Origin of the sequence: Butyrivibrio proteoclasticus P6B7 (assembly GCF_000622085.1) — a bacterium.
Classification (GTDB): domain Bacteria; phylum Bacillota; class Clostridia; order Lachnospirales; family Lachnospiraceae; genus Butyrivibrio; species Butyrivibrio proteoclasticus_A.
In genome coordinates this window covers 207,625-228,223 of record NZ_JHWL01000001.1, presented here as the reverse complement: position 1 = coordinate 228,223, position 20,599 = coordinate 207,625, and the positions used below count along the sequence as shown (strand labels likewise).

Sequence of the window (20,599 nt, the reverse complement as noted above, 5' to 3'; positions counted from 1 at the left end):
TCCAATTCATTTTCTTAACCAGCAAACACCGTATCTATAATCCTCTTCACTCCAACAGGGAATGTATAATCCCTGCAAACCCTCTTGTATCCTGCTGCCAGCACCTGAAGCCTCTCTGTCTCATGCTTAAGGTAGTACTTAGCAAGATCCTTCATCTCATCGAAATCGTGATAGACCACAATCTCTTTTCCCACCTTAAAGAGATCATCCATCTCTGGCTGGTAATTAGACAGAATAAACCCTCCAGCACCCATAATGTCAAAAACTCTAAGTGGAAGTCCCGATGAAATACTATGAAGGCATGTGGACAGATTAATCCTGGACAGGTAGTAAGCCTTAGGAAGCCTGTCCTCGTAGGTAAGGCGCGGCAAATACTCAACTCCTGGAATCATATCTTTTTCCTCAGCCTTGGAGCCATACCATCTAGGATGCAGGTCAGCAACCTTCTCTATCATAAGACGGCGCTCAGTGTATGCCACAGCCCTTGGAACCACCACAGATTCAAAATAGATGCGATTAGGCATACCGGTCAGCTTTACAGGCTCGTCCTCAGATAACCCCACCATGGCATCTATAAGCTCCTGAGGCATCTTCTCATGAACCCTGTCCTCTTTATCCCAGTGCCCCAGCATGTTAAGGGCAAATCCCTCCAGTTGATTCCTAAATTCCGGCTCCAGTCTATCCCTGTACATTGCGTATCTTCCGTCTATATATTGCATTCCCACAAAAGAAATATCGCAGTAAAACTCCCTTTCATCTTCCTTGGTAATGCTCAGCTGCCCAGTACGGGTCACATTGGCAGCCAACGGCAAATAATAAACATGTGTAAATCCCAGCTTCTTGAATTCCTCAAGCTGGTACCTGTCAAAAACAAAGAAATAATTTGTATCCTGCTTTGCTTCTTCGTGGAAAATAGCCTGAATTGGGCTATCGTAGATCCAGGCAGCGTAGGGCACCCCTTTTTCTGCGCAGGCCCTGGCAATAGAAGGGCAGAAATCCATAGTCATAGCAATGTCAATCTTCTCTGAGTCAATGAAATCCTTTAACTCCTGGATTGCCTTCTCTTCAAAATCATTGGTCTCAATACCCAGCTCAATCTGCTCACACTCGCAGCCAAGCTCCAGAACGCCCCAGATAAGGTCGTTCAGCATTAGATCACTGGTTTTTACATCCAAACATTTAATCTGGCTATAGTTCATACCGCTGCTCCGTTAAAAGAACTAACACTTTCTTTAATGATATTCGTTATTTTGATATAATTATATCATAATACTAGATATGAATTCTCCATATATTGCTCATCAAATCAAGAACATTAACTCATATTTCATGACATATACTTTGGAGCGATCATTATGAAACTAACCATCACCTACAACTTCAAACCCACAATAGATATCCTGGTGGCAGTAGCTAACCGCGGCGGCGGTGAGAACTGCATTAACATGTTGGGCAGATTCCTTGTAAGCAAGGGCTGGCGCGTCCGAATAGTTCAGATGGTCTATGAAGGCTCCTCATGGGCAGATGAGTGCATGGAGTTTAACTATGTCTACACAACAAGAAAAGACCATAATGTTCAGGCTTTCATAGATGGTTACTCTGATTATATAAAAAAGAATGGATCTCCCAACCTGTCTTTGGCAACCGCCTGGCCCATGATGAGCTACGTTGCCAAGATGGTCTCTGAAGGTGCCAACGAAAAATTCCTTGTGGCATCCTGGCTTCACGCTCCCCTTAAAATGTATGAAATCTCTAACTTTGGCGGCGGCGACTTTGTTAAGTACGCCGACCTTCACTTTGCCATCAGCAACGAGATTGCCAACGCCATAAAGGCTGCGGATCCTAAGGCCGTAATCTACAGAATCAACAACCCTGCTGACCTTTCCAAAATCCACCAGATTGAAATTGATAAACCGGGAACCCTCCTCTTCGTAGGAAGGCTATCCCTTGAAAAAAATATCGGAATCATGATTAGCGCCATAGCTAAAGCCCACACCGACTGGAAGCTTATCCTTGTAGGTGATGGCGACGAAAAACGAAACCTTAAAAGGCTTGCAAGACAGTTCAACATTCAGGACAAAGTGGACTTTATCGGTTGGTCAGATGATCCTTGGAAATATGCAGAGGGTGCCTATGCCATCGGCTTGTCGTCCATGTACGAGGGTTCACCTCTTGTGGCCATAGAAGCCCTTAGCTGCGGTCTTCCAGTCATTGCCAATGTTTCCAGCCGCTGCAACGAAATCATTCAGCCTGGAATCAACGGCTATCTCTACCCAGACAACGACATCGATGAATTCGCCAAGATCCTGGATATGATATCCGAAGGCAAATTCCCTAAGATCACATCAGATGCCTGCCGCAGCACCGTCCCTAACTACGATGCCGGCACCGCCCTCTTTGATTTCTATATCAAGCTCCACGCCACAATTAACGGCCGTCTCATCACAGGCTACACCTTCCCTCAGCAGGGAGATTTCATAATCGATGACAAAATCAGTGTCGTGATTCCTTGCTACAACGTAGATAAGTACGTAGGAAGGTGTCTTGATAGCGTTCTTGATCAGACCATCGGAAAAGAACATTTGGAGATCATTGCAGTCAACGACTGCTCTACTGACGGAACTCTTCAAATTCTCGAAGACTATGAAAAGAGATATCCTGCAAATATCTGTATCATCAACTGCGAGGAAAACGGTGGACAAAGCAGAGCTCGTAACATAGCCCTTTCCTATGTTTCTGGCGCCTACGTGTCCTTCGTTGATTCTGACGACTGTATAGCACCTGACATGTTTGAGAAGATGTTCCTTTCAGAGAAATGCTATCCCTCTGATATTGTATCCTGCGACTTCGATACATTCGATGACTCAAGTCAGGACAAATATATTCACGCCAGCGCCAACAACTCAGATAGTGCAAACACCACTACAACAGATGCTCCAGTATTTACCAGCGACTTCACTCTCCTTGAGAACAATGACGAACTTCGCCAGCTCTTTGTAGATAACGCATTTTTTACGGCTCCATGGGGTAAACTCTATAAATCATCATTTCTTTTACCTAATGATAATCTTCGCTTCCCTGAGGGCTATCGCATGGAGGACATATACTTTACCTACATGTCTGTCGCCTACTCCAGCGCATGGCAGATTATCCCCGAGAAATATTATCACTATTATCAGAACAATGAAGGCATCATGAAGTCTGAAAAAATCAAATCATATTACATGGATGTCCATCATGTCTTCGCCATGGCCATAGATGAGTACAAAACCATGGACATTTATGATGCTCTCAATGAGGAAATCGCCCTCGTCTACTACAAGAAAGTCTTCTCAAATCTTGTAAACTACATGCGAGGAACCTTTGACCCCATACCTGCAGACAACCTGGCAATCCTCGTAGATTACATCAAAGAGAACTTCCCTGACATAAAAGAAAACAGATACCTTTCTGATGACGAAAAGAAAAGTATCTGTGAATTCTTAGGTTAAGTTAAGACAAACCCTGTCTTACTCTTTTAAATATCTCAAATTGTCTTTCTATGGACATCTGGTCCTCTGGTGAATAGTGCTTGGCTTCTAGAAGCCTTTCGATAGCCTGCGCAGGATCCAGTGTGTGATATGGTAAAAAGACATCGCGTAGTTCTCCTGGTTTAATGAGCTTATAGACTTTCTTGGATGAGTAATCATAGGTATATGCAAAGTACCTGTATATATATCCAATCCAGAACATTTCGTTTGGCGAATATTTGACTTTGCCATATGTGGATTTACCATACTGCTCATCTATTCTTTCAAGAATATCCGCTGGCTGAAGATTGGTCTGTAAAAAAGAACCATCGTCCAGCATCTTTGAAATATCACTATTCATAAACCTTCTGATGAACACTTCGGAACTTGTGGGATAGTCATTACAGGTTTTCTCAAATGCTCTTGCCTGTAGGTCGCAAAGTAAAAGTCCATCTTTATCTATCGTTTTAATCGTCATAGTCAGCCCCCTCAATCAGGCTAAAATCTCATCTATATACTTGCCCTGTCCTCTATAGGTCCTTCTTGCAAGTTTCACCTTGTCGTCACCAAGCTTTGTTTCTTCGCTTCGTTTCTTTTTGTAAAACTCTTTCTCTGAATTAGAAATGTAGCAGCGTTCCAGAAGTTTAACCTGCTTGATTGCCTTTTCATTTATAAAAACATATTGGCTTCCAAGATTAGTAGCTGCCAGACAGTGTTTGCACTGCTCATCAGTAATCTCTCCCTCGATAAACGAATTAATAATCTGAAACATTCTATTATCAGCTATGGGAGCTATTATGTAATCACATTTTCTAGATTCTTCCAAAAGTTTTTTCACCAAAGGATGATCCTTGTATTCCTTTAGCGTTCCTCTATAGTAGGCTATCGTCATCATCCATTCCTGATCTACGGAATACTTCTTGCTCTTCAACTTAGAGTCGTTAAAATCCAGTATATACACCGAGGATTTATCGTAATTAGATACAAAAGATATAGCCTGCTCATAACCCTCGCCAGCATAGAACCCTGTTCCCAAGTCGTTATTAGCTCTTCCCAAATCCACGCGAAGATCTCCGGTTATTTCATCCTTAGCTCCATGGAATAATAACTTATGCCCCTTTGCCAAATTCTCTCTAAATAACATTTCCTTTAGTCTGTTCAGTTGAACATTTCTATTAAATGCGTAATCATACACGCTTTCTAGTACTCGATTGCCTGGATCAGTATGTTCTTTCTCATTTCGAGAAATGGTCGCCTGTTCAACGCCAATAGCTTTAGCAAAATCATCCTGAGACATTTCAAGAATATCTCTAATTGCTATAATGTCATGCGCAAAATCGTAATTCATATCTGCACCTCCAACTTCTTTATATCATATTACATAAAGAAGTTCAATAGTTATTATAAACTTCTCTATATAATATTATATAGAGAAGTTTGTGAGGATTATTTGAAAGCTCTGATCAGTCCTTCCACTTCTTCCAAGGCGCTACGCCTTCTTCAAGCATCTGCTCCAGCATCCATTTCTCGCGGGCATTGTCCATACACTGCCAAAAGCCCTTGTGCATATAGCTCATGAGCTGGCCCTGCTTAGCCAGAAGCTCTAATGGTTCCTGTTCAAAAATTGTATTATCACCATATATGTAATTAAATATCTCTGGTTCAAGTACCATGTAACCTGCATTTATAGGAGTCGCATCATTAATGTTCTTCTCACGGAAGGACTTAACTGCGTTGTCACCACCAATATTAAGAACGCCCTTAGACTGGTCCTGTAATACAGCAGTTAACGTAGCAATCTTCTTATGCTCCTTGTGGAATTCTATAAGCTCCTTGATGTTAACGTCGCAGACGCCATCGCCATAGGTCATGAGAAATGTCTCGCCATCCACATACTTCTGGACACGTTTGATACGTCCACCTGTCATGGTATCAAGACCAGTATCCACAATGGTTACCTTCCATCTCTCTACCCGGGTCTCCTCAATACTGATATCTTCCTTACCTTCGCGATAGTCAAAGGTCAGGTCGCTACTGTTGTTGAAGTAGTCTGTAAACCACTGTTTAACTATATGCTGCTTGTAACCTGCGCAGATAATAAACTCATCTATTCCATAGTATGAGTATTCCTTCATGATATGCCACAGAATCGGCATTCCACCTATCTCTATCATTGGCTTTGGCTTAATATTTGTCTCTTCAACCAAGCGCGTACCACGTCCGCCTGCAAGAATAACAACCTTCATAGTTATCCCTCCTTAAGTCCATCAAAGAAGCTGTACTTAAGCGTATAATCAATATCCTTATACCAGGAGATATCCGCAAGAGTATCTGGTTCTCTATCTCTTATGGGAACCGCACCAAAGTTAAGTTCTGATGTGGAGCCAATGGATTCCTTCATATATTCCATTATCTCTCTGATGGAGTGCTGTTCGCCGCTACCAATAGGCAGAATCTTGTAGCCCCTTACATAATCTGATTCAAGGAGTTTTAAAATTATCTCAAGCACATCCTCAACGCGGACGATATCTCGTAGCTGTGTACCTTCTGTAAGATCTACCGGCTCATTATTCATCATCTTAAGCCTGCAGGATCTCATGAATCTTGAATCCGGTTCATTCTCGCCGCCATAGAACATCTCAAGGCGAAGGTCAGCAAAGTTAATGCCATCCTTAATACTAAGGAATTTACCAAAGTCTGAGAACTTAGCCTTGGTAAAGCTATATACATTGAAGTTCTCAGGAAGACCTGTTCCGATGGTCATATAGTTCTTTATCCTGTTCTTGATAGCAAGGTTAAGAACACTTAATGGAAAAATAACATTAGATTCAAGCATACTGCCGTAGAGGTACTCATCCGGCCTGTATGTAGTGACAGAATTAATAACCCAGTTGATTTCTTCCTGCTCAAAGGTAAGCTCTATCTGGCCTGGATCATTGGAAATCAAATGGACGTTTTTGATCTTTTTGACATAGGTAAGGTCTGAAGTTCGTCTTACCACGCAAAAAACATGATAACCATTATCTGATAAAAATCTTGCAATATTACTACCTAGATATCCCGTACTTCCCAGTAAAAGAACGCTCACCTATGTATCTCCTTTGCCCACTTTATCATCTTCTCAATGCCTTCTGCTGCCGTAACCTGAGGTTTCCAGCCGATGGCTCCTGTTATCTTGGTAATATCTGCCACAAAGACCTTCTGGTCACTAACTCTTGGAGGAAGCTGTGTATATTCCATCCTGATACCCAGCATATCGTTAAGCATGTCAAAAAGTTCAAGAAGAGATAGTGACTGATCCATTCCTCCGCCTATGTTAAACACCTGGCCCTTGATCTTATCTGCATTCTCTATGGCTGTATAATACAGTCTCATCATATCCTCAGCATGAAGGATGTCTCGCACCTGCTTACCATTTCCAGATATGGTAAAAGGCTCGCAGTTTGGATTTAAGCTCTTTTCAATGGCCTTTTCGCAGAACCAGCCAATCCATCCCTGATCATAGGTAGCAAACTGCCTGCCACCATACATTGAAGAGTGTCTAAAGACAATTGTCCTGATTCCAAAAATCCTGTGGAAATCCAGCATATATTGATCTGCTGCCCCTTTGGAACATCCGTAAGGAGATCTGAAATCCAGAGGAACTGTCTCATCAAAACCGTTTGGCCATTCTTTGCAGACATATCTCTTATCATTCTCAATATATGTGTACTGCTCAAGATCACCATAAACCTTATTGGTTGAAGAGAAGGTCATTATTGTGTCTGGACTGAACTTCCTTAGAGCCTCCAGGACATTTACTGTTCCCATAGTGTTGGTTTCAAAGTCCTTGTAAGGGTTTGCGATGGAGGTTGTCATGGCAACCTGACCAGCCAGATGCATTACCACATCAAACTTGCCGCCACTTATCACAGTCTCCACGTCGTTCTTATTCCTGGTATCGCCGTGGACGAAGGTGAAATCACCAACAGACTTAAGCCACTCAAGGTTCTCGGACGCACCAAGTCTTGAGAGGTTATCAAAAACTGTAATATCATGTCCATTCTTGATTCCATAGGCAGCAAGGTTACTTCCAAGGAATCCACAACCACCATTGATCAGAATCTTCATCTTTTACCGCCTTTCTCTTTAGTCTTCCATCTGGTAATCTGCGGCATCTTTATTAAAGTTATTTCACAGGACCCAGATATTTGAAGCCTGTCGTCCAGCATGAGCTCTTAAGTTTGCAATGTCCTGCTGATGATTTAAAAAAGCTTTATTCTGCTCCACCAGTGCATTGAGTATTTCCTTTACTACACCTTCATCCATAAGTATTATTACCCCTGTCTGATTCCATATTTTCTCCAAAGGTAGAACATTTCTTCACCATCTTTGGAAAGCTCAATTATCTTTTTGAAATAGTAATCAGCATCCCCTTTTAGAAAATGACGATATGCATTGTTGTAAAGCGTCTCAAGATAGTCTGGATCAGATATTCCAACGACAGCATAATCGAATAAAACATCATCCATTCCAAAGTTAAACAAGCCCACTATTGTATTCATTGTCTCTGCATCCGTTTTAAGATCCAGATATTTAATGGTGGAAAGTCCAAGGGAAGTGCATTTCATATTCCAGGTAACTCTTCCAGGAGAGTACTCAAGAATAGGGATATTATGCTGAAGCATTCTAAACTGATGGATTTCAAGCCCCTTAAGAATAGGCATATCCATTGGAATCATTGTATTGGCGTAGGTAAATGCATACTGAACAAAAGGAGCTATGACGTCCATGTTGTAGACTTTATTTGCAAGATAAATCAGTGTCCCCTGCACCAAAGGAAGTATTGTATTTTTATTTTCAACTAGTGATATGAAAGATTTGGCAAAAGACTCCAGCGAATCAATATGAAAATACTCATCACAGGCTTTTCCTTCAAGGTCAAAATGAAGGTACTGAATAACTCCGAGATCATCAGTTCCAAATCTCTCTATATCTTTTATTATGGTCTCCACTGCGTTTTCTGGAATTGCATCATCATCAGCAAGATGCCAACACCATTTCTGTGTCCCTCGTAAAAAGAGATTAGCTATAGTACCAGTCAGTCCAATATTGCAGGAATTTCTATAAACCGTGGTATTTCCTTTAAGTCCATCCGGTACCACCGCTTCCAATTCCTCAATTTCATAGCTTGAAGCATTATCAACGACCACAATTTCATATCTCGATTTGTCCGCAGTCTGCTTGTCCAACATATTAAGGGTGTCCTTGATATGATTAAGTCTGTTATAAGTAGGAATAAGAATGCAGAGTTTATCAACTGTACAAGTCTTTTCGCACTTAAGTTTATCAAATGCTTCGCCGTGTCGTATTAGCTCAATATTGGGGTTATATTCCTCTACTATGACTTTTATCTCATCAAAAAAGGTATCATCTATGATTACTATGTCAGTGTTTTTAAACACTTCAGACATGATTTCCTCGTTCTTAAGAGCATCAGAAACAAAGACAGGCCCATCGAATCTAGCTCTATCAAATTGATCCAGAGAAAGGATTCCCAAGCACTGATAAAGCTCTGTAGATTGGCACAAAATATCATATGCATCAAGGCTTTTTCTAAAACGTCCAATTATAAAAACATTTTTTACATCCATAAATTCCCTTAGCTCCTACTTTTTTGATTGTGCCTTAGTAAGTTTACTTAATGCATCCGCTCCGACATGGGCTGGATTGTAGTAGTCTTTTACCATTGCTTCTATTTTTCCTATATCTACAGACTCTAGATTATATTCCTTAATCTGATATATCTCTTTTATTCCCTCAGCTACAGTCTGCATTCTGCCATAATGTTCGGTATCAGACAGATCAAGAACTGACTTGGCCGATGTAAGGACTGCATCCTCCATGGCATATACAAAGCCATCTGCAGCATATAAAGGTTTAACGTCATTAGCATATAGAAACATTTCTCTGAGTTTGTTTTCAGGAGTAAGCGGACAAGACTTATAGAGATAACAGTCCATCTGATATGCGAATTCATCCATTCTTTTTCTTCTTAAGACCTTCATTGCCATATCAGAAATGCAACCAGCAGTTTCAAATACCTGAACAGACTTAAAGAAAAACTCATTGAACATTTTGTGGGCATAATCGTAGAACTTACCAACTGAGGCATTCATACCTTCTTCTTGATATGATCTGAACTGATATAGACATTTGGGATAATAGGCAATAGATTCAATCAAGGGTAATACGTCGAGATTAAATAGATAGTCTGCTCCATACACATCATTCCTGAATCGAATGTCCTTTATCATATCCTTTCGATAAACATTAAGCTGATTATTTAATAGAACAGAATACAATAGGTTAGTCCAGTTGTTTCTAACCTTATCCTTGCCCTTAATAACGAACTCTCGAGACATCCTCTTAAGAACAGCTTCACCGTTCTCATCATATATTTCCCCATCTGAGTTGATAGCAACCTCTTTGACCGCAAATAAAAAGACATCGATCATGTATTTCTGAATATATTTTGCGGCTATTTCCAGAGCATCAGGTTCCAGGAAATCGTCAGAATTTAACACTGTAACATAATCCCCTGTGCAATATCGAATTCCAAGATTTATACTTTCATAAATCCACTCATCCTCATGATAAACTTTTATATTATCATAAGAATTTGCATATTCGTCAGCTATTTTTGAGGTATTGTCCGTAGATAAGCCTTCCACTATTATGAGTTCCCAGTTAGAATAACTCTGAGCAAGAACGCTCTTCACAGCAACAGGAAAATACCTCTCATTATTTCTGACAGGCATGATTACTGAAATTAGTGGATCATTTCTCATATTCTGATTTTCCATTTTGCCACCTTTAACAAGTGCTACACTTTAGCCACAAAATCACCGGTTTCCAAGTTCTTATTTTTTAATAAAGCGTTTTAGTCCCGGATTGTACTTAATTAACATGTCTCGATCGATAACGTACAAAAGATTGACCAACAAAAAAATCATCTGCTCTGTTGATTCGACTTTTATGTTTATGCTTTCAGCTAAAGGTTGGTATGCCACCAGTTCCAAAACATATTTATTTTTGGCAATATCAGGAATCAACGCTTTACAAGTCTCCTGCATCAAGTGATACAGTTCCAATGTCATATTCCCTCTATTTGCAAAAGCAAAGAATAAGGTCTCGTAATAGTAAGAATGAAAGAACTTAAACTGGACCTCTTGGGTATACCTTGAATACAGGTCCCCATACTGCATAATCTCTTCCAATGTCTCAAGCTGAACCCTTGGGTGATCCAAAAGCTTAGCTCCCAACTCTGAAGTCATGGTAGAACCAACATGTTTACGCCAAATATAATAGCCATCATCCACCATAACAATCCGGTCTATTATCAAAAACAGCGGATATACAAATTTAGGCTCCTCATAAATCATGTGCTCTGCAAACTGTGGGTTTATCTTTCTTACCATATCCAGTCTGTAGAACTTATTTGTACAACCATAGTCACCTTTTCCGATTAGAAAAGAACGTCTTTTTGCATCATCAAGATCTATAATATCCAGCTTCTCCCTTTCTTTTTTCTCTGGAATCGCATCATCGCTACTATCACGCCAGATCACATCATGCTTAAACTGCACTATATCTGCATCGTATTTCTTGGCTAGATCATACAGCTCCTGACAGGTTTCAGGCCTGTACAGATCGTCTGAATCAAGAAATAACATGTACTCACCAGAAGCATACTGCATTCCAACATTCCTGGCGCCACCCTGTCTAAGATTTTCTGAAAGTGGAATGATCATGACATTTTCTGGGGCTTCCTGCTCTATCCTGTTAAGTACCTCCAAAGTCTTACCTTCATCATCAGAGCAATCATCGACAAATATGCACTCTATATCATCAAGGCCCATAGTCTGACTTTTCAGCGACTTCCAGCTTTGATAAACCCATTCATGACAATTATGGCAAGGGATAATGATCGAAACTTTTTTCATACGAACTCCAATAAGCAAAAATATCCACGACAGTATTATCGGAATAACGTTCTATTAAAATTATACGAAATTGCGTGAAAACTTTCAAATTTAGGGTCTTTCGCCCTTGATGGAGGGTACGGTAAACCGTATAATTAATCTTGTAGTGGTGTGTAATCTTCCCCAACAAAGAAAGGGACAGCAGAACATACATGAGCTTACTATCAGTAATAATCATAAATAGAGGCGATTACGATAAAACGCTAATAAGTTTGGATGCCCAGAATTTCGACGATATGGACATTCTCATTGCCAACGTTAATGAACTTGGCGGTGATGCTATAAATAACTGCATCTTCGAGGCTGCCGGTCAGTATATTATTTTTCTGGATTCTGGTGTAACACTTGAACCTGATGTTCTTTCAAGTGCTGTTAATGCTGCAGTTTCACACAATCTTGATATATATCTATGCCCCAACGAAGACATCAAAATCAGTACTACCTTCTTTTTTGACGATACAGAGGTGCTAACAGGCAACCATGATTCTTTTATTCTCTCCGGACTTTTGGACAATTGCATTAACATATATAAAAAGAACCTTATCTCTAACCTGCGTTTTGCCTATGGTTCCAGCTCTGAATATCTAATATTCAACATCCACGCCGTTGATAAAGCTAGGTCTGTTGGATATGATCCAAGACCCTTCTGGAAGGGTGATATTTACCAAGGCTATGAAGGATACAGGAATTACCACCACAACCTTTTCACTGAGGAGTACCTTAGAATCATAGAAATCCTTGCAAGGGACCATATGATAAGTGATGAAAGAATTGGCTATTACAAAAACAGACGCATGAATGAATTCATTACTCAACTTGATCAGTATATCGACTCTCCTCTTTCGCTGGAGGAAGCCCTCTATGAAATCTTTGCTCTTTCTGGAGATATCAAAGAACTGTTTGAGGCCTGTGGCGCTGAAAACCTTCTTGAAGAAAAAGTTCTTTTCACTTGTCATGCTCTGATTATTTCTCATCAAAATGAAGATGCTGGTGTTATGAACTTTGCACTTAAAGGAATAGAAGAAATATATAAGGCTGGCTATGTTCCAAAATCAAGCATTGAACCGGGCATTGTTGCCAACATGGTTATTGATTATCTTAATCCCTCCAACATCGGAGTTTTCGCGTATCAGGCAATAATGAATGAAAAAGAAGCTGTATAAACCTAGCATAAATATGATCTGTTTCCCACAGGAGGCTACATAATGAAAACCTATGCACCAATCGTAATACCCGTATATAACAGGCTTGAAGACCTGGTTAATACTATTAATTCTCTTTCAAACTGCAACAATGCGAAAGAGCATGATGTCTTTATTTTCTCAGATGCCCCTCATCCTCTAAAATATATGGATGACATGAAGGTTGAGGTAGTCAGGACCTATCTTCGTGAACTGGAAAAAAACAACAAATTTAAATCAATAACTAATATTTTTGCCAAGGAACACAAAGGCTGTCGCAAGAATGTGTCTGAAGGAATAAACGAGATTATCAATAAGTATGGACGAATCATAGATGTGGAAGATGATCTGATTCTCACTGTAGATTTCCTGGATTATATGGATGATGCCTTGGACTATTTTGAGAGTGATAAAAGAGTTATGTCTATTGCGGGATTTGCTGAAGTAGGAGAAAACATCCAGAATCTTAACGCAACGACATTCTTTGGGAAAAGGTTCCATTCCTGGGGCTTTGGTCTTTGGGCAGACAGATGGAATCTATGCGACTTTAGTCTTTCTGATTATCCGCAATTTAAGGAAAGCCTCGAAATGCAGGATCATTTCTCAGAAACCGGTTATGACCTGCCTGCTATGTACGGTCTTGAATGTGAAGGGCACCTTGACTCTTGGGCTGTTGTTGTCGCCTATGACCAGAGCAAAAGAGATATGCTTACCGTCTATCCGACAAGAACTCATGTGTATAACGTTGGAGTAAATGGCACTCATTACAGCGGTCAGGAGATCAAAAATGATGAGTTTGATCTTAGCGCCAAGCCATATTCCTTTGAAGAGTGCAAGTCCTACTCCGAGATAGACAAAGAACTGCGCAGCTACTCGCAAGATGAAGCGGATTATCTTGCAGTAAGAGGAATCCTTGTACCTAATTCTATGATAAATAAACTTCTGAAAAACTATCAAATCATGAACAAATGGATGAATAGCCGTGATTACGGTATCACCATTGATACATACTTTAAAGCTAAAGGAATCAATACTATTGCTTTTATTGGCTATGATGAGTTGGCTGATCATTTTATCCGTGAAATGGAACAGTCTGAGTTCATGGTATGTCATCTTATTTCTGACCTTGATCATGCTGCTGAACAGATTGAAGATTCCCAAATGCTTGTTATATCCAACATCATGGATAGCTACCTCATCAAACAATATCTTAAGGATAAGATAAGTATTCCAATGATGACTATCGAGGAAATTTATTTCTAAGACCAGGAGAAACGCCAGTGACAAACTGCTTTGTGACACTATTTGATTCAGGATATCTTGCCAAGGGATTAGTTCTTTATACATCCCTTCTAAAGGCATGCCCTGATATGCACCTGTATATAATAGCCTTTGATGAAAAGAGCTATGACAAGTTAACTAGTCTGAATCTAACTAATGCCACAATTATTTCACTAAAGGATTTCGAAGATGAAGAGCTTCTTTCAATTAAAGACAGCCGTTCAAGAGGTGAGTACTGCTGGACTTCAACTCCTAAATCCATAGCTTATGTTCTTGATAAATACAATCAGGAAATGTGTACCTACATCGACGCAGATATGATGTTTTTCTCAGATCCAGCTCCTTTATTTGACGAGTTTCTCTCTGATGCAAACGCCTCTGTCATGATCACAGAGCACAGATACTCCTCCTATTGTGATCAGTCAGCAGCATCAGGAAAATACTGCGTCCAGTTTATGACCTTTAAAAACAATGATAAAGCAAGGAAAGTCCTTAATGACTGGAATAAGATGTGCATCGATTGCTGCACTATAGATAAAGAAAAGGGCTTCTGCGGAGATCAGAAATATCTAGACGATTGGACCAGCATCTACGATTGTATTCACGAACTTTCTTATCTTGGAGGCGGAGTTGCCCCCTGGAATGTTGATCAGTATTATTTCTATAAAAATGAAGTGGTTACAAAGCTTGTACACATGGAAAGCGGCAAGGAATACGACCTGGTATTTTTCCACTTCCATGATCTTAGCCATTTTACTAATGGTTATGTTGCACTTACTTCCAGCGTATATAAAATTCCAATAAGTGCTATCAATGACATTTACAAGGTATACTTAACCACTATGGAAGACATCTGTAACCAGTACGGTCTTAACGAAGAAAGATCTGTCTGGTTCCATGAAAAGGAATTTGACAGATCTCCATATTTATCACCATTTATGAGCAAGAATATATACAGACTGGATACTCTCCTAAACTGAAATTAACATGAAAGAGGGCTCCGGAAACCGGAGCCCTCTGTGGTAGCTTGCAATGATTGCAAAAGACCTCTTGTTTAAATTAAAACTTGTATTATCCGAGAAGTGAAAGAACACCCTGATTTGTCTGGTTAGCCTGAGCCAGCATTGACTGTCCAGCCTGAGCAAGGATGTTGTTATTTGAATACTTAACCATCTCGGTAGCCATATCTGTGTCACGAATTGCAGATTCTGCAGCCTGAGTATTCTCAACAACGTTATCAAGGTTCTTGATTGTGTGCTCAAGTCTGTTCTGTAATGCACCGAGATTAGATCTCTGTGTAGAAACAGATGTAAGAGCGTTCTTGATAGATGTGATTGCACTCTTAGCTGCTGAATGTGAACTTACTGCAAGTGTAGATACACCAATTGAAGAAGCGTCCATCTTAGAGATGTCGATCTTGATCTGGTTCTTGTCGCCTGTCTCAGAACCAACCTGGATCTCCTTACCTGTGAATGTTCCGTTAAGAAGATACTGGTTGTTGAACTCTGTAGCTTCTGCTGTACGAGTAATTTCTGATGCAAGAGCCTGAACCTCAGAATTGATGTAAGTACGATCATCACTTGTAAGTGTGTCGTTAGCTGCCTTTGTAGCAAGCTCGTTCATTCTCTGAAGCATGTCATGAACTTCGTTCATAGCACCCTCAGCTGTCTGAACTGCTGAAATACCATCCTGAGCGTTAGCTGAAGCCTGTGTAAGACCTCTGATCTGACGTCTCATCTTTTCAGAAATTGCAAGACCTGCTGCATCGTCTGCTGCTCTGTTGATCTTGTAACCAGATGATAACTTCTCACTTGACTTAGCCTGAATACCATTTGTAATTCCAAGCTGTCTGTTTGCGTTCATCGCTGTGACGTTGTGTTGTACTACCATAATTTTATCCTCCTTGATAAATACGGTGGCTTCCTTGCCACTCGTTTGCTTAATTTACGAAATAGTCTCTAGTGCTGGCCTAAAAACTATTTCATTTGTTTACACCTTTATTATCGACTATAATTCTAAAAACTTAACCCTGAATTTTATAAATTATGTATAAATTTTAGAACCATAGTAAATAACCGCATTTGAAGATCATTATAGTCTGATTTCATAGTTCTTTTCCCAATAAAAAGGCGGTGACTCTTGTGAGCCACCGCCAATTAAGGCTTTGTTTATCTGGATTACTGAAGGAGTGAAAGTACACCCTGGTTGGTCTGGTTAGCCTGTGCAAGCATTGACTGACCTGCCTGAGCGAGGATATTGTTGTTAGAATATCTAACCATTTCCTCTGCCATGTCTGTATCACGGATCTGTGATTCAGCTGCCTGTGTATTCTCTACTACGTTATCCAGGTTCTTGATTGTGTGCTCAAGTCTGTTCTGGAGAGCACCAAGGTCTGATCTCTGTTTTGATACTGATACGAGTGCGTTCTTGATCTGTACGATTGCCTGCTTAGCTGTTGAGTGTGTAAGTACGCTGATCTGGTCAGTTGTGCTTGAAGGATCTGGAAGTGCAGATACTTCTGTCTTCTCGATAGCTGCTACACCGATAGCTGAAGCTGAAAGAGGAGCAATGTCGATCTTGATTACGTTGTCATCAGTTGTCTCTGATCCAACCTGAAGCTCTTTATTTGTAAATGTACCATTAAGAAGATACTGGTTGTTGAATTCTGTTGATTCAGCAGTACGTGTAATCTCACTAGCAAGAGCTGAAATCTCTGACTGGATGTAACTTCTGTCATCACTTGTAAGAGTATCGTTAGCAGCCTTAACTGCAAGCTCATTCATTCTCTGAAGCATATCGTGAACTTCGTTAAGAGCACCTTCAGCTGTCTGAACAGTTGAGATACCATCCTGAGCGTTAGCTGAAGCCTGTGTAAGACCTCTTACCTGTCTTCTCATTTTTTCTGAAATCGCAAGACCTGCTGCGTCATCGGCTGCTCTGTTGATCTTGTAACCAGAAGAAAGTTTCTCACTTGACTTTGCCTGAATATCAGTTGTGATACCCAGCTGTCTGTTTGCGTTCATCGCTGTGACGTTGTGTTGTACTACCATAATATAATCCTCCATGAAAGGGGGCTGCTTCCCTGCTGCCATTCCTCATTTGAAATTTGTGCAGCTACCGCGGAGTCCCTTCCATGGCTGCTTGTTTTTTACTTTTCACTATTATTATCGGCAGTGTTTCACACAACTTAACCCCTTTTGAAATATTTTTTATATTTTTTGCACAATTAGAAATTTTTTTTGAAAAAATTGATTTTTGCTATTAAGTTTTTGCAATCACCTGCCGATATAAGGCAAACACTGGGCTGGCGGCCATAAAAATTTTATATTCAATTGTCTAAAGTTTTGAAAAAATTAGCCGATAAAAAGAGCTCCGCTTTATTTAGCGGAGCTCTCGGCACATTTTCATATAATATTAGTTCTTTTCATCCATAAATTGAGGTGGAATATCCCTAAACTTATTCATTGTCTGGTAATAGTTAAAGGCTACTGAGGAACTTTTCTTACCTGCTGCCAGTTTCTCCCTCGTAACACTAAAGTATTTCTCAGCCAGTTTCTTATTTCTGTGTTCCTGGGCTTCTATTGAAGCACTCTTATCCATAATTGTGTGGATCAGAGTCTGAAGCCTTGCAATCTGTTCCTTGTGCTGATCTCTCTCAGCCTCCAGGTCCTTTTTGATATCTGCATATAAGGCTTCGAAGCCATCATCCAGAAGGTTTAGCTTATCGATCAGCTCGCCCTTTCTGTCTACAGTTGCATCGAAAGAAGCTTCATCCACATCATCTGCGTCCTTAAGGACATCTCTTTGAGCTTCATTCTCTTTTTCAATCTGTGTCATAACCTCAATCTTCTTATTAAGGCTATCCTCTAACATATCAAGACTTGCTGACAGCATCGCCATCCCCCTTATGCATCCTTAACGTATACGTGATTGGCCTTCATAACTTCAACCCAGTTATCTCTGATTGCATGCATGTGCTTGTTGACTTCACCAACAATCTCGCGATCCTTGGCAACATTAGCTTCAATAAGACGCCTTGCAATATAAGAATACATGTTTTCAAAGTCCTGAGCAACCGGATATTTCATATCAAGAGTATTGCGGAGGTATTCAATGATCCTCTCAGTCTTGATAATGTTGTCATGGGCCTTCTGAACATCGTTTTTCTCAATTGCATAATCAGCGATATTGAGGAATTTGATGGCGCCATCGTAAAGCATAAGGGTAAGCTCCGGGCCACTGGCGCCCATTACCTTATTATTCTTATACTGTGCATATACTGCCTTTTGCTGAGCATTTAATACTGGCATATTCTCTCCCTCTCATTCTTAAGATTTTTTAGTATAAGAACTTAACTTCCATTTCCGAACATTCCGGATAAGGAACTGCTGGAACTGTTTATCTTGGATAACGCTTTCTCCATTGCAGCGAACTTGGTGTAATATCTATCCTGTGCTGCCTCCAGAGCCTTCTGGGCATCTGAGATCTTGGTGTTGTAAGCGCTATACTGTGAAGCCATAAGCTTGTCTTCGTAGATGGTAAAAGAACTACTGTATTCAGTACCTGCCATGAGATCTGAAAGCTTTGAGTACATGGATCTTGCAAACTGAGTAAAGAAGCTCTGTACACTGTCTGGATCTGTGGATATTGCAGCACTTAAAAGATCTGTGTTACCACTTGTTGAAGAATCGTCCTCATCACCATCTATATGGAGAAGATCTCTTTCATCTTCTTCTGTAGCAAAATAGCTTCCTGTAGCGATACCAAAGCTTGCAAGAGAAAGGGCTTTAGTTGTTCCATCCTTCATGGTTACGTCAACGGACATATTTGTGATGGTTCTAAGAGCATCTCTTACTGTACCAATGGTCTCATCTTTACTAAGAAGTCCTGCCTTGATCTTGTCTTCCCACTCTTCAACTTCCTTATCAGACATTTCTTCCTTCTGATCATCTGTCAGCATTTTGTACTTCTTGGCTGGGTCTGCATTGTAAAGAGTAGCGAATTCTTTCATAAGCTCGTTGTAGTCTTTGATGAGCTTCTTGATATTATCAAAGATACCGCTGGTATCCTGCTTGGTTGTAAGGGTTATACCTTCTGCAAGCTCATTTGCTGTAATGGTAAGACCATTAATAGAGAAGGTATTGGAATCTGATGTGTACTCTACACCATTGAGCTTAATAGCTGCGCTTGTTCCCTGGATGTAGTTACTGCCATCTTCATTAAGCTTAAATCCAAGAGCCTCCATCGCAGTTCCTTCGCCAAGTGCAAAGGAAGCAGCTGCTCCTGCAGTCTTTGAGGATACATAGAATCTGCTGTTGTCCTCATCATAGTTAAAGTTAAGAGTAGTTCCTGTCTTGGAGGAAGTAGCACTCTTTAATTTAGAAAGAACAGATTCTATAGTTTCGGAACCTCCAACATTTACAGAGATCTTATCTTCTGCATCTCCGCCGATTATAAATTCAAGGGTTCCGCCGCTTCCAAGACCAATCTCTGAAAGAGTTGTATCTTTCTTGGCAGCACCGCCACCTGTCTTACTAACTGCTTCGCCAGTAAGATATGCTGACTTTGCAAGTCTTGTAATATCCAGGGTCTGGGTAGCATCCATGGCATTTTCACCAGTAACTACTGTTACTGCATTAGCATTGGAAGAAGTAGTTGTCTTCTTTGTATATGCTGCTGAAAATCTCATGTTGCTAAGGCTTCCATTAAAGAAAGAAGTAACTTTTTTATTGAGGGCTTTCCACTTATCCTGCTTCCAGGTTAATTTCTTTTGATCGCCCTTATAATTGTCCAGCTTGGTCTGATGCTTCTGGGTCAGCGCAGTGATAATGCTTTCAGTATCAAGACCTGAGTTCATTCCTGTTATTCTGATAGGCATAGGCATTCTCCTTTCTCAATCCGTGAGTGTGTTTCATTGACGTCCCTGTCATTCCCGACAGATATGCTCTAGCTGCTGGCACTAAAGCTTCATATCAGGATTAGCGTTTCTCATCTACCATAATTCCCGCGATCTCCCATACCTTGGCGATCATATCCAGAGTCTCATCTGGTGGGAATTCCTTTATTACTTTCTTGGTCTCCTTATCGACCATCTTAATGGTTACACGATTTGTCTTTTCATGTATACCAAATACAGCCTCAGCAGTAGACTTGGCATTCTTGGTCATCTCTGTGATTGCCTGTCTAACCTTGGCGTTATCAGCCTGAATCTGCTCTTCTGTAGCTTCAAGATGGTCCTGAGCCTTAGTATATGACTGAGCACCACTCTGGGCATCGCTTCCAGCTCCTGATGAGTTGTCAGCAGCTTCTACCCTAAGTTCAATATTCTGGCCGCCGCCATTTGCTTCAAGCTCTACAATCTCAGACTGCGACTGATTCTGTTCCTGTACATGTGCTTTTACCTGCGGCTGAACCTGCTGAATAAGAGGCCCAAAGCCATTAATTGCATCCATTCCCATAATCCTATACCTCCATGTTAGAATCATGAATAATTCTATATATTTACCGGTTTTTGTACTGTTATAAATGTTGCTAAATATGTTGATCTGCTCAAGACTATTGTCTTGTTGCAAATCTAAATTTATATAAAATACGCCTTCTCACG

At 40.4% G+C, this 20,599-nt stretch carries 20 protein-coding genes; 4 read left to right on the top strand and 16 right to left on the bottom strand.

What is annotated here, in order from left to right:
• Positions 1 to 14: 14 nt before the first annotated feature.
• Entirely contained in the window at positions 15 to 1,199 is a 1,185-nt protein-coding gene (locus tag T541_RS0101060) for a CgeB family protein (RefSeq protein WP_026650960.1), read from the bottom strand.
• A 156-nt stretch (positions 1,200 to 1,355) separates the two neighbouring features.
• Between T541_RS0101060 and T541_RS0101055 the strand changes: the two genes are divergently transcribed.
• Positions 1,356 to 3,491, top strand: a complete 2,136-nt coding sequence (locus tag T541_RS0101055) for a glycosyltransferase (RefSeq protein WP_026650959.1) — start codon at positions 1,356 to 1,358, stop codon at positions 3,489 to 3,491.
• 1 nt (position 3,492) lies between these two features.
• Here T541_RS0101055 and T541_RS20410 read toward each other — a convergent pair whose 3' ends face one another.
• From T541_RS20410 to T541_RS18405, 9 genes are all read right to left on the bottom strand, one after another.
• Positions 3,493 to 3,987: an antitoxin gene (locus tag T541_RS20410; protein ID WP_242840733.1), complete on the bottom strand. Its 495-nt coding sequence runs from the start codon at positions 3,985 to 3,987 to the stop codon at positions 3,493 to 3,495.
• A 15-nt stretch (positions 3,988 to 4,002) separates the two neighbouring features.
• Positions 4,003 to 4,857: a DUF3990 domain-containing protein gene (locus tag T541_RS0101045; protein WP_026650957.1), complete on the bottom strand. Its 855-nt coding sequence runs from the start codon at positions 4,855 to 4,857 to the stop codon at positions 4,003 to 4,005.
• Between the two features lie 115 nt (positions 4,858 to 4,972).
• The gene (rfbF, locus tag T541_RS0101040) at positions 4,973 to 5,755 is read right to left on the bottom strand and encodes a glucose-1-phosphate cytidylyltransferase (protein WP_026650956.1); all 783 of its coding nucleotides are present in this window, start codon (positions 5,753 to 5,755) and stop codon (positions 4,973 to 4,975) included.
• A gap of 2 nt (positions 5,756 to 5,757) precedes the next feature.
• Entirely contained in the window at positions 5,758 to 6,597 is an 840-nt protein-coding gene (locus T541_RS0101035; RefSeq protein WP_026650955.1) for an NAD-dependent epimerase/dehydratase family protein, read from the bottom strand.
• The gene (locus T541_RS0101030) at positions 6,594 to 7,619 is read right to left on the bottom strand and encodes a GDP-mannose 4,6-dehydratase (protein WP_026650954.1); all 1,026 of its coding nucleotides are present in this window, start codon (positions 7,617 to 7,619) and stop codon (positions 6,594 to 6,596) included. Before T541_RS0101030 ends, T541_RS0101035 begins: the two co-directional genes overlap by 4 nt.
• A gap of 63 nt (positions 7,620 to 7,682) precedes the next feature.
• Positions 7,683 to 7,817, bottom strand: coding sequence for a hypothetical protein (locus T541_RS21960; protein WP_278247042.1), 135 nt, complete (start codon positions 7,815 to 7,817; stop codon positions 7,683 to 7,685).
• A gap of 8 nt (positions 7,818 to 7,825) precedes the next feature.
• Positions 7,826 to 9,142 (bottom strand): glycosyltransferase family 2 protein, encoded by a 1,317-nt coding sequence (locus tag T541_RS0101020; RefSeq protein ID WP_026650953.1) that lies wholly within the window; start codon positions 9,140 to 9,142, stop codon positions 7,826 to 7,828.
• A gap of 15 nt (positions 9,143 to 9,157) precedes the next feature.
• Complete coding sequence (locus T541_RS0101015; protein ID WP_026650952.1) at positions 9,158 to 10,354, bottom strand: glycosyltransferase family 2 protein; 1,197 nt, start codon at positions 10,352 to 10,354, stop codon at positions 9,158 to 9,160.
• 57 nt (positions 10,355 to 10,411) lie between these two features.
• Positions 10,412 to 11,494 (bottom strand): glycosyltransferase family 2 protein, encoded by a 1,083-nt coding sequence (locus tag T541_RS18405; RefSeq protein ID WP_081779806.1) that lies wholly within the window; start codon positions 11,492 to 11,494, stop codon positions 10,412 to 10,414.
• A 191-nt stretch (positions 11,495 to 11,685) separates the two neighbouring features.
• Between T541_RS18405 and T541_RS0101005 the strand changes: the two genes are divergently transcribed.
• From T541_RS0101005 to T541_RS18395, 3 genes are read left to right on the top strand one after another with little or no spacing between them, the layout of a single operon-like run.
• Positions 11,686 to 12,696 (top strand): glycosyltransferase, encoded by a 1,011-nt coding sequence (locus tag T541_RS0101005; RefSeq protein WP_081779805.1) that lies wholly within the window; start codon positions 11,686 to 11,688, stop codon positions 12,694 to 12,696.
• 42 nt (positions 12,697 to 12,738) lie between these two features.
• The gene (locus T541_RS20405) at positions 12,739 to 13,977 is read left to right on the top strand and encodes a hypothetical protein (protein WP_051538013.1); all 1,239 of its coding nucleotides are present in this window, start codon (positions 12,739 to 12,741) and stop codon (positions 13,975 to 13,977) included.
• Between the two features lie 17 nt (positions 13,978 to 13,994).
• The gene (locus T541_RS18395; protein WP_051538012.1) at positions 13,995 to 14,975 is read left to right on the top strand and encodes a hypothetical protein; all 981 of its coding nucleotides are present in this window, start codon (positions 13,995 to 13,997) and stop codon (positions 14,973 to 14,975) included.
• A 91-nt stretch (positions 14,976 to 15,066) separates the two neighbouring features.
• Here T541_RS18395 and T541_RS0100990 read toward each other — a convergent pair whose 3' ends face one another.
• The 6 genes from T541_RS0100990 to T541_RS0100965 all read right to left on the bottom strand — a co-directional run bounded on the left by T541_RS0100990 (position 15,067) and on the right by T541_RS0100965 (position 20,453).
• Positions 15,067 to 15,885, bottom strand: coding sequence for a flagellin (locus T541_RS0100990; RefSeq protein ID WP_026650950.1), 819 nt, complete (start codon positions 15,883 to 15,885; stop codon positions 15,067 to 15,069).
• A 287-nt stretch (positions 15,886 to 16,172) separates the two neighbouring features.
• Positions 16,173 to 17,045, bottom strand: a complete 873-nt coding sequence (locus tag T541_RS0100985) for a flagellin (protein WP_026650949.1) — start codon at positions 17,043 to 17,045, stop codon at positions 16,173 to 16,175.
• 364 nt (positions 17,046 to 17,409) lie between these two features.
• Positions 17,410 to 17,889, bottom strand: a complete 480-nt coding sequence (gene flgN / locus T541_RS0100980; protein ID WP_034465525.1) for a flagellar export chaperone FlgN — start codon at positions 17,887 to 17,889, stop codon at positions 17,410 to 17,412.
• Between the two features lie 11 nt (positions 17,890 to 17,900).
• Positions 17,901 to 18,305 carry a flagellar export chaperone FliS gene (gene fliS / locus T541_RS0100975; protein ID WP_026650947.1) on the bottom strand — a complete coding sequence of 135 codons (405 nt, stop codon included), beginning with the start codon at positions 18,303 to 18,305 and terminating at the stop codon, positions 17,901 to 17,903.
• A gap of 41 nt (positions 18,306 to 18,346) precedes the next feature.
• A complete protein-coding gene (fliD, locus tag T541_RS0100970; RefSeq protein WP_026650946.1) occupies positions 18,347 to 19,873 on the bottom strand; it encodes a flagellar filament capping protein FliD in 1,527 nt (508 codons plus the stop codon).
• A 100-nt stretch (positions 19,874 to 19,973) separates the two neighbouring features.
• A complete protein-coding gene (locus tag T541_RS0100965; protein WP_026650945.1) occupies positions 19,974 to 20,453 on the bottom strand; it encodes a flagellar protein FlaG in 480 nt (159 codons plus the stop codon).
• Positions 20,454 to 20,599 lie beyond the last annotated feature (146 nt).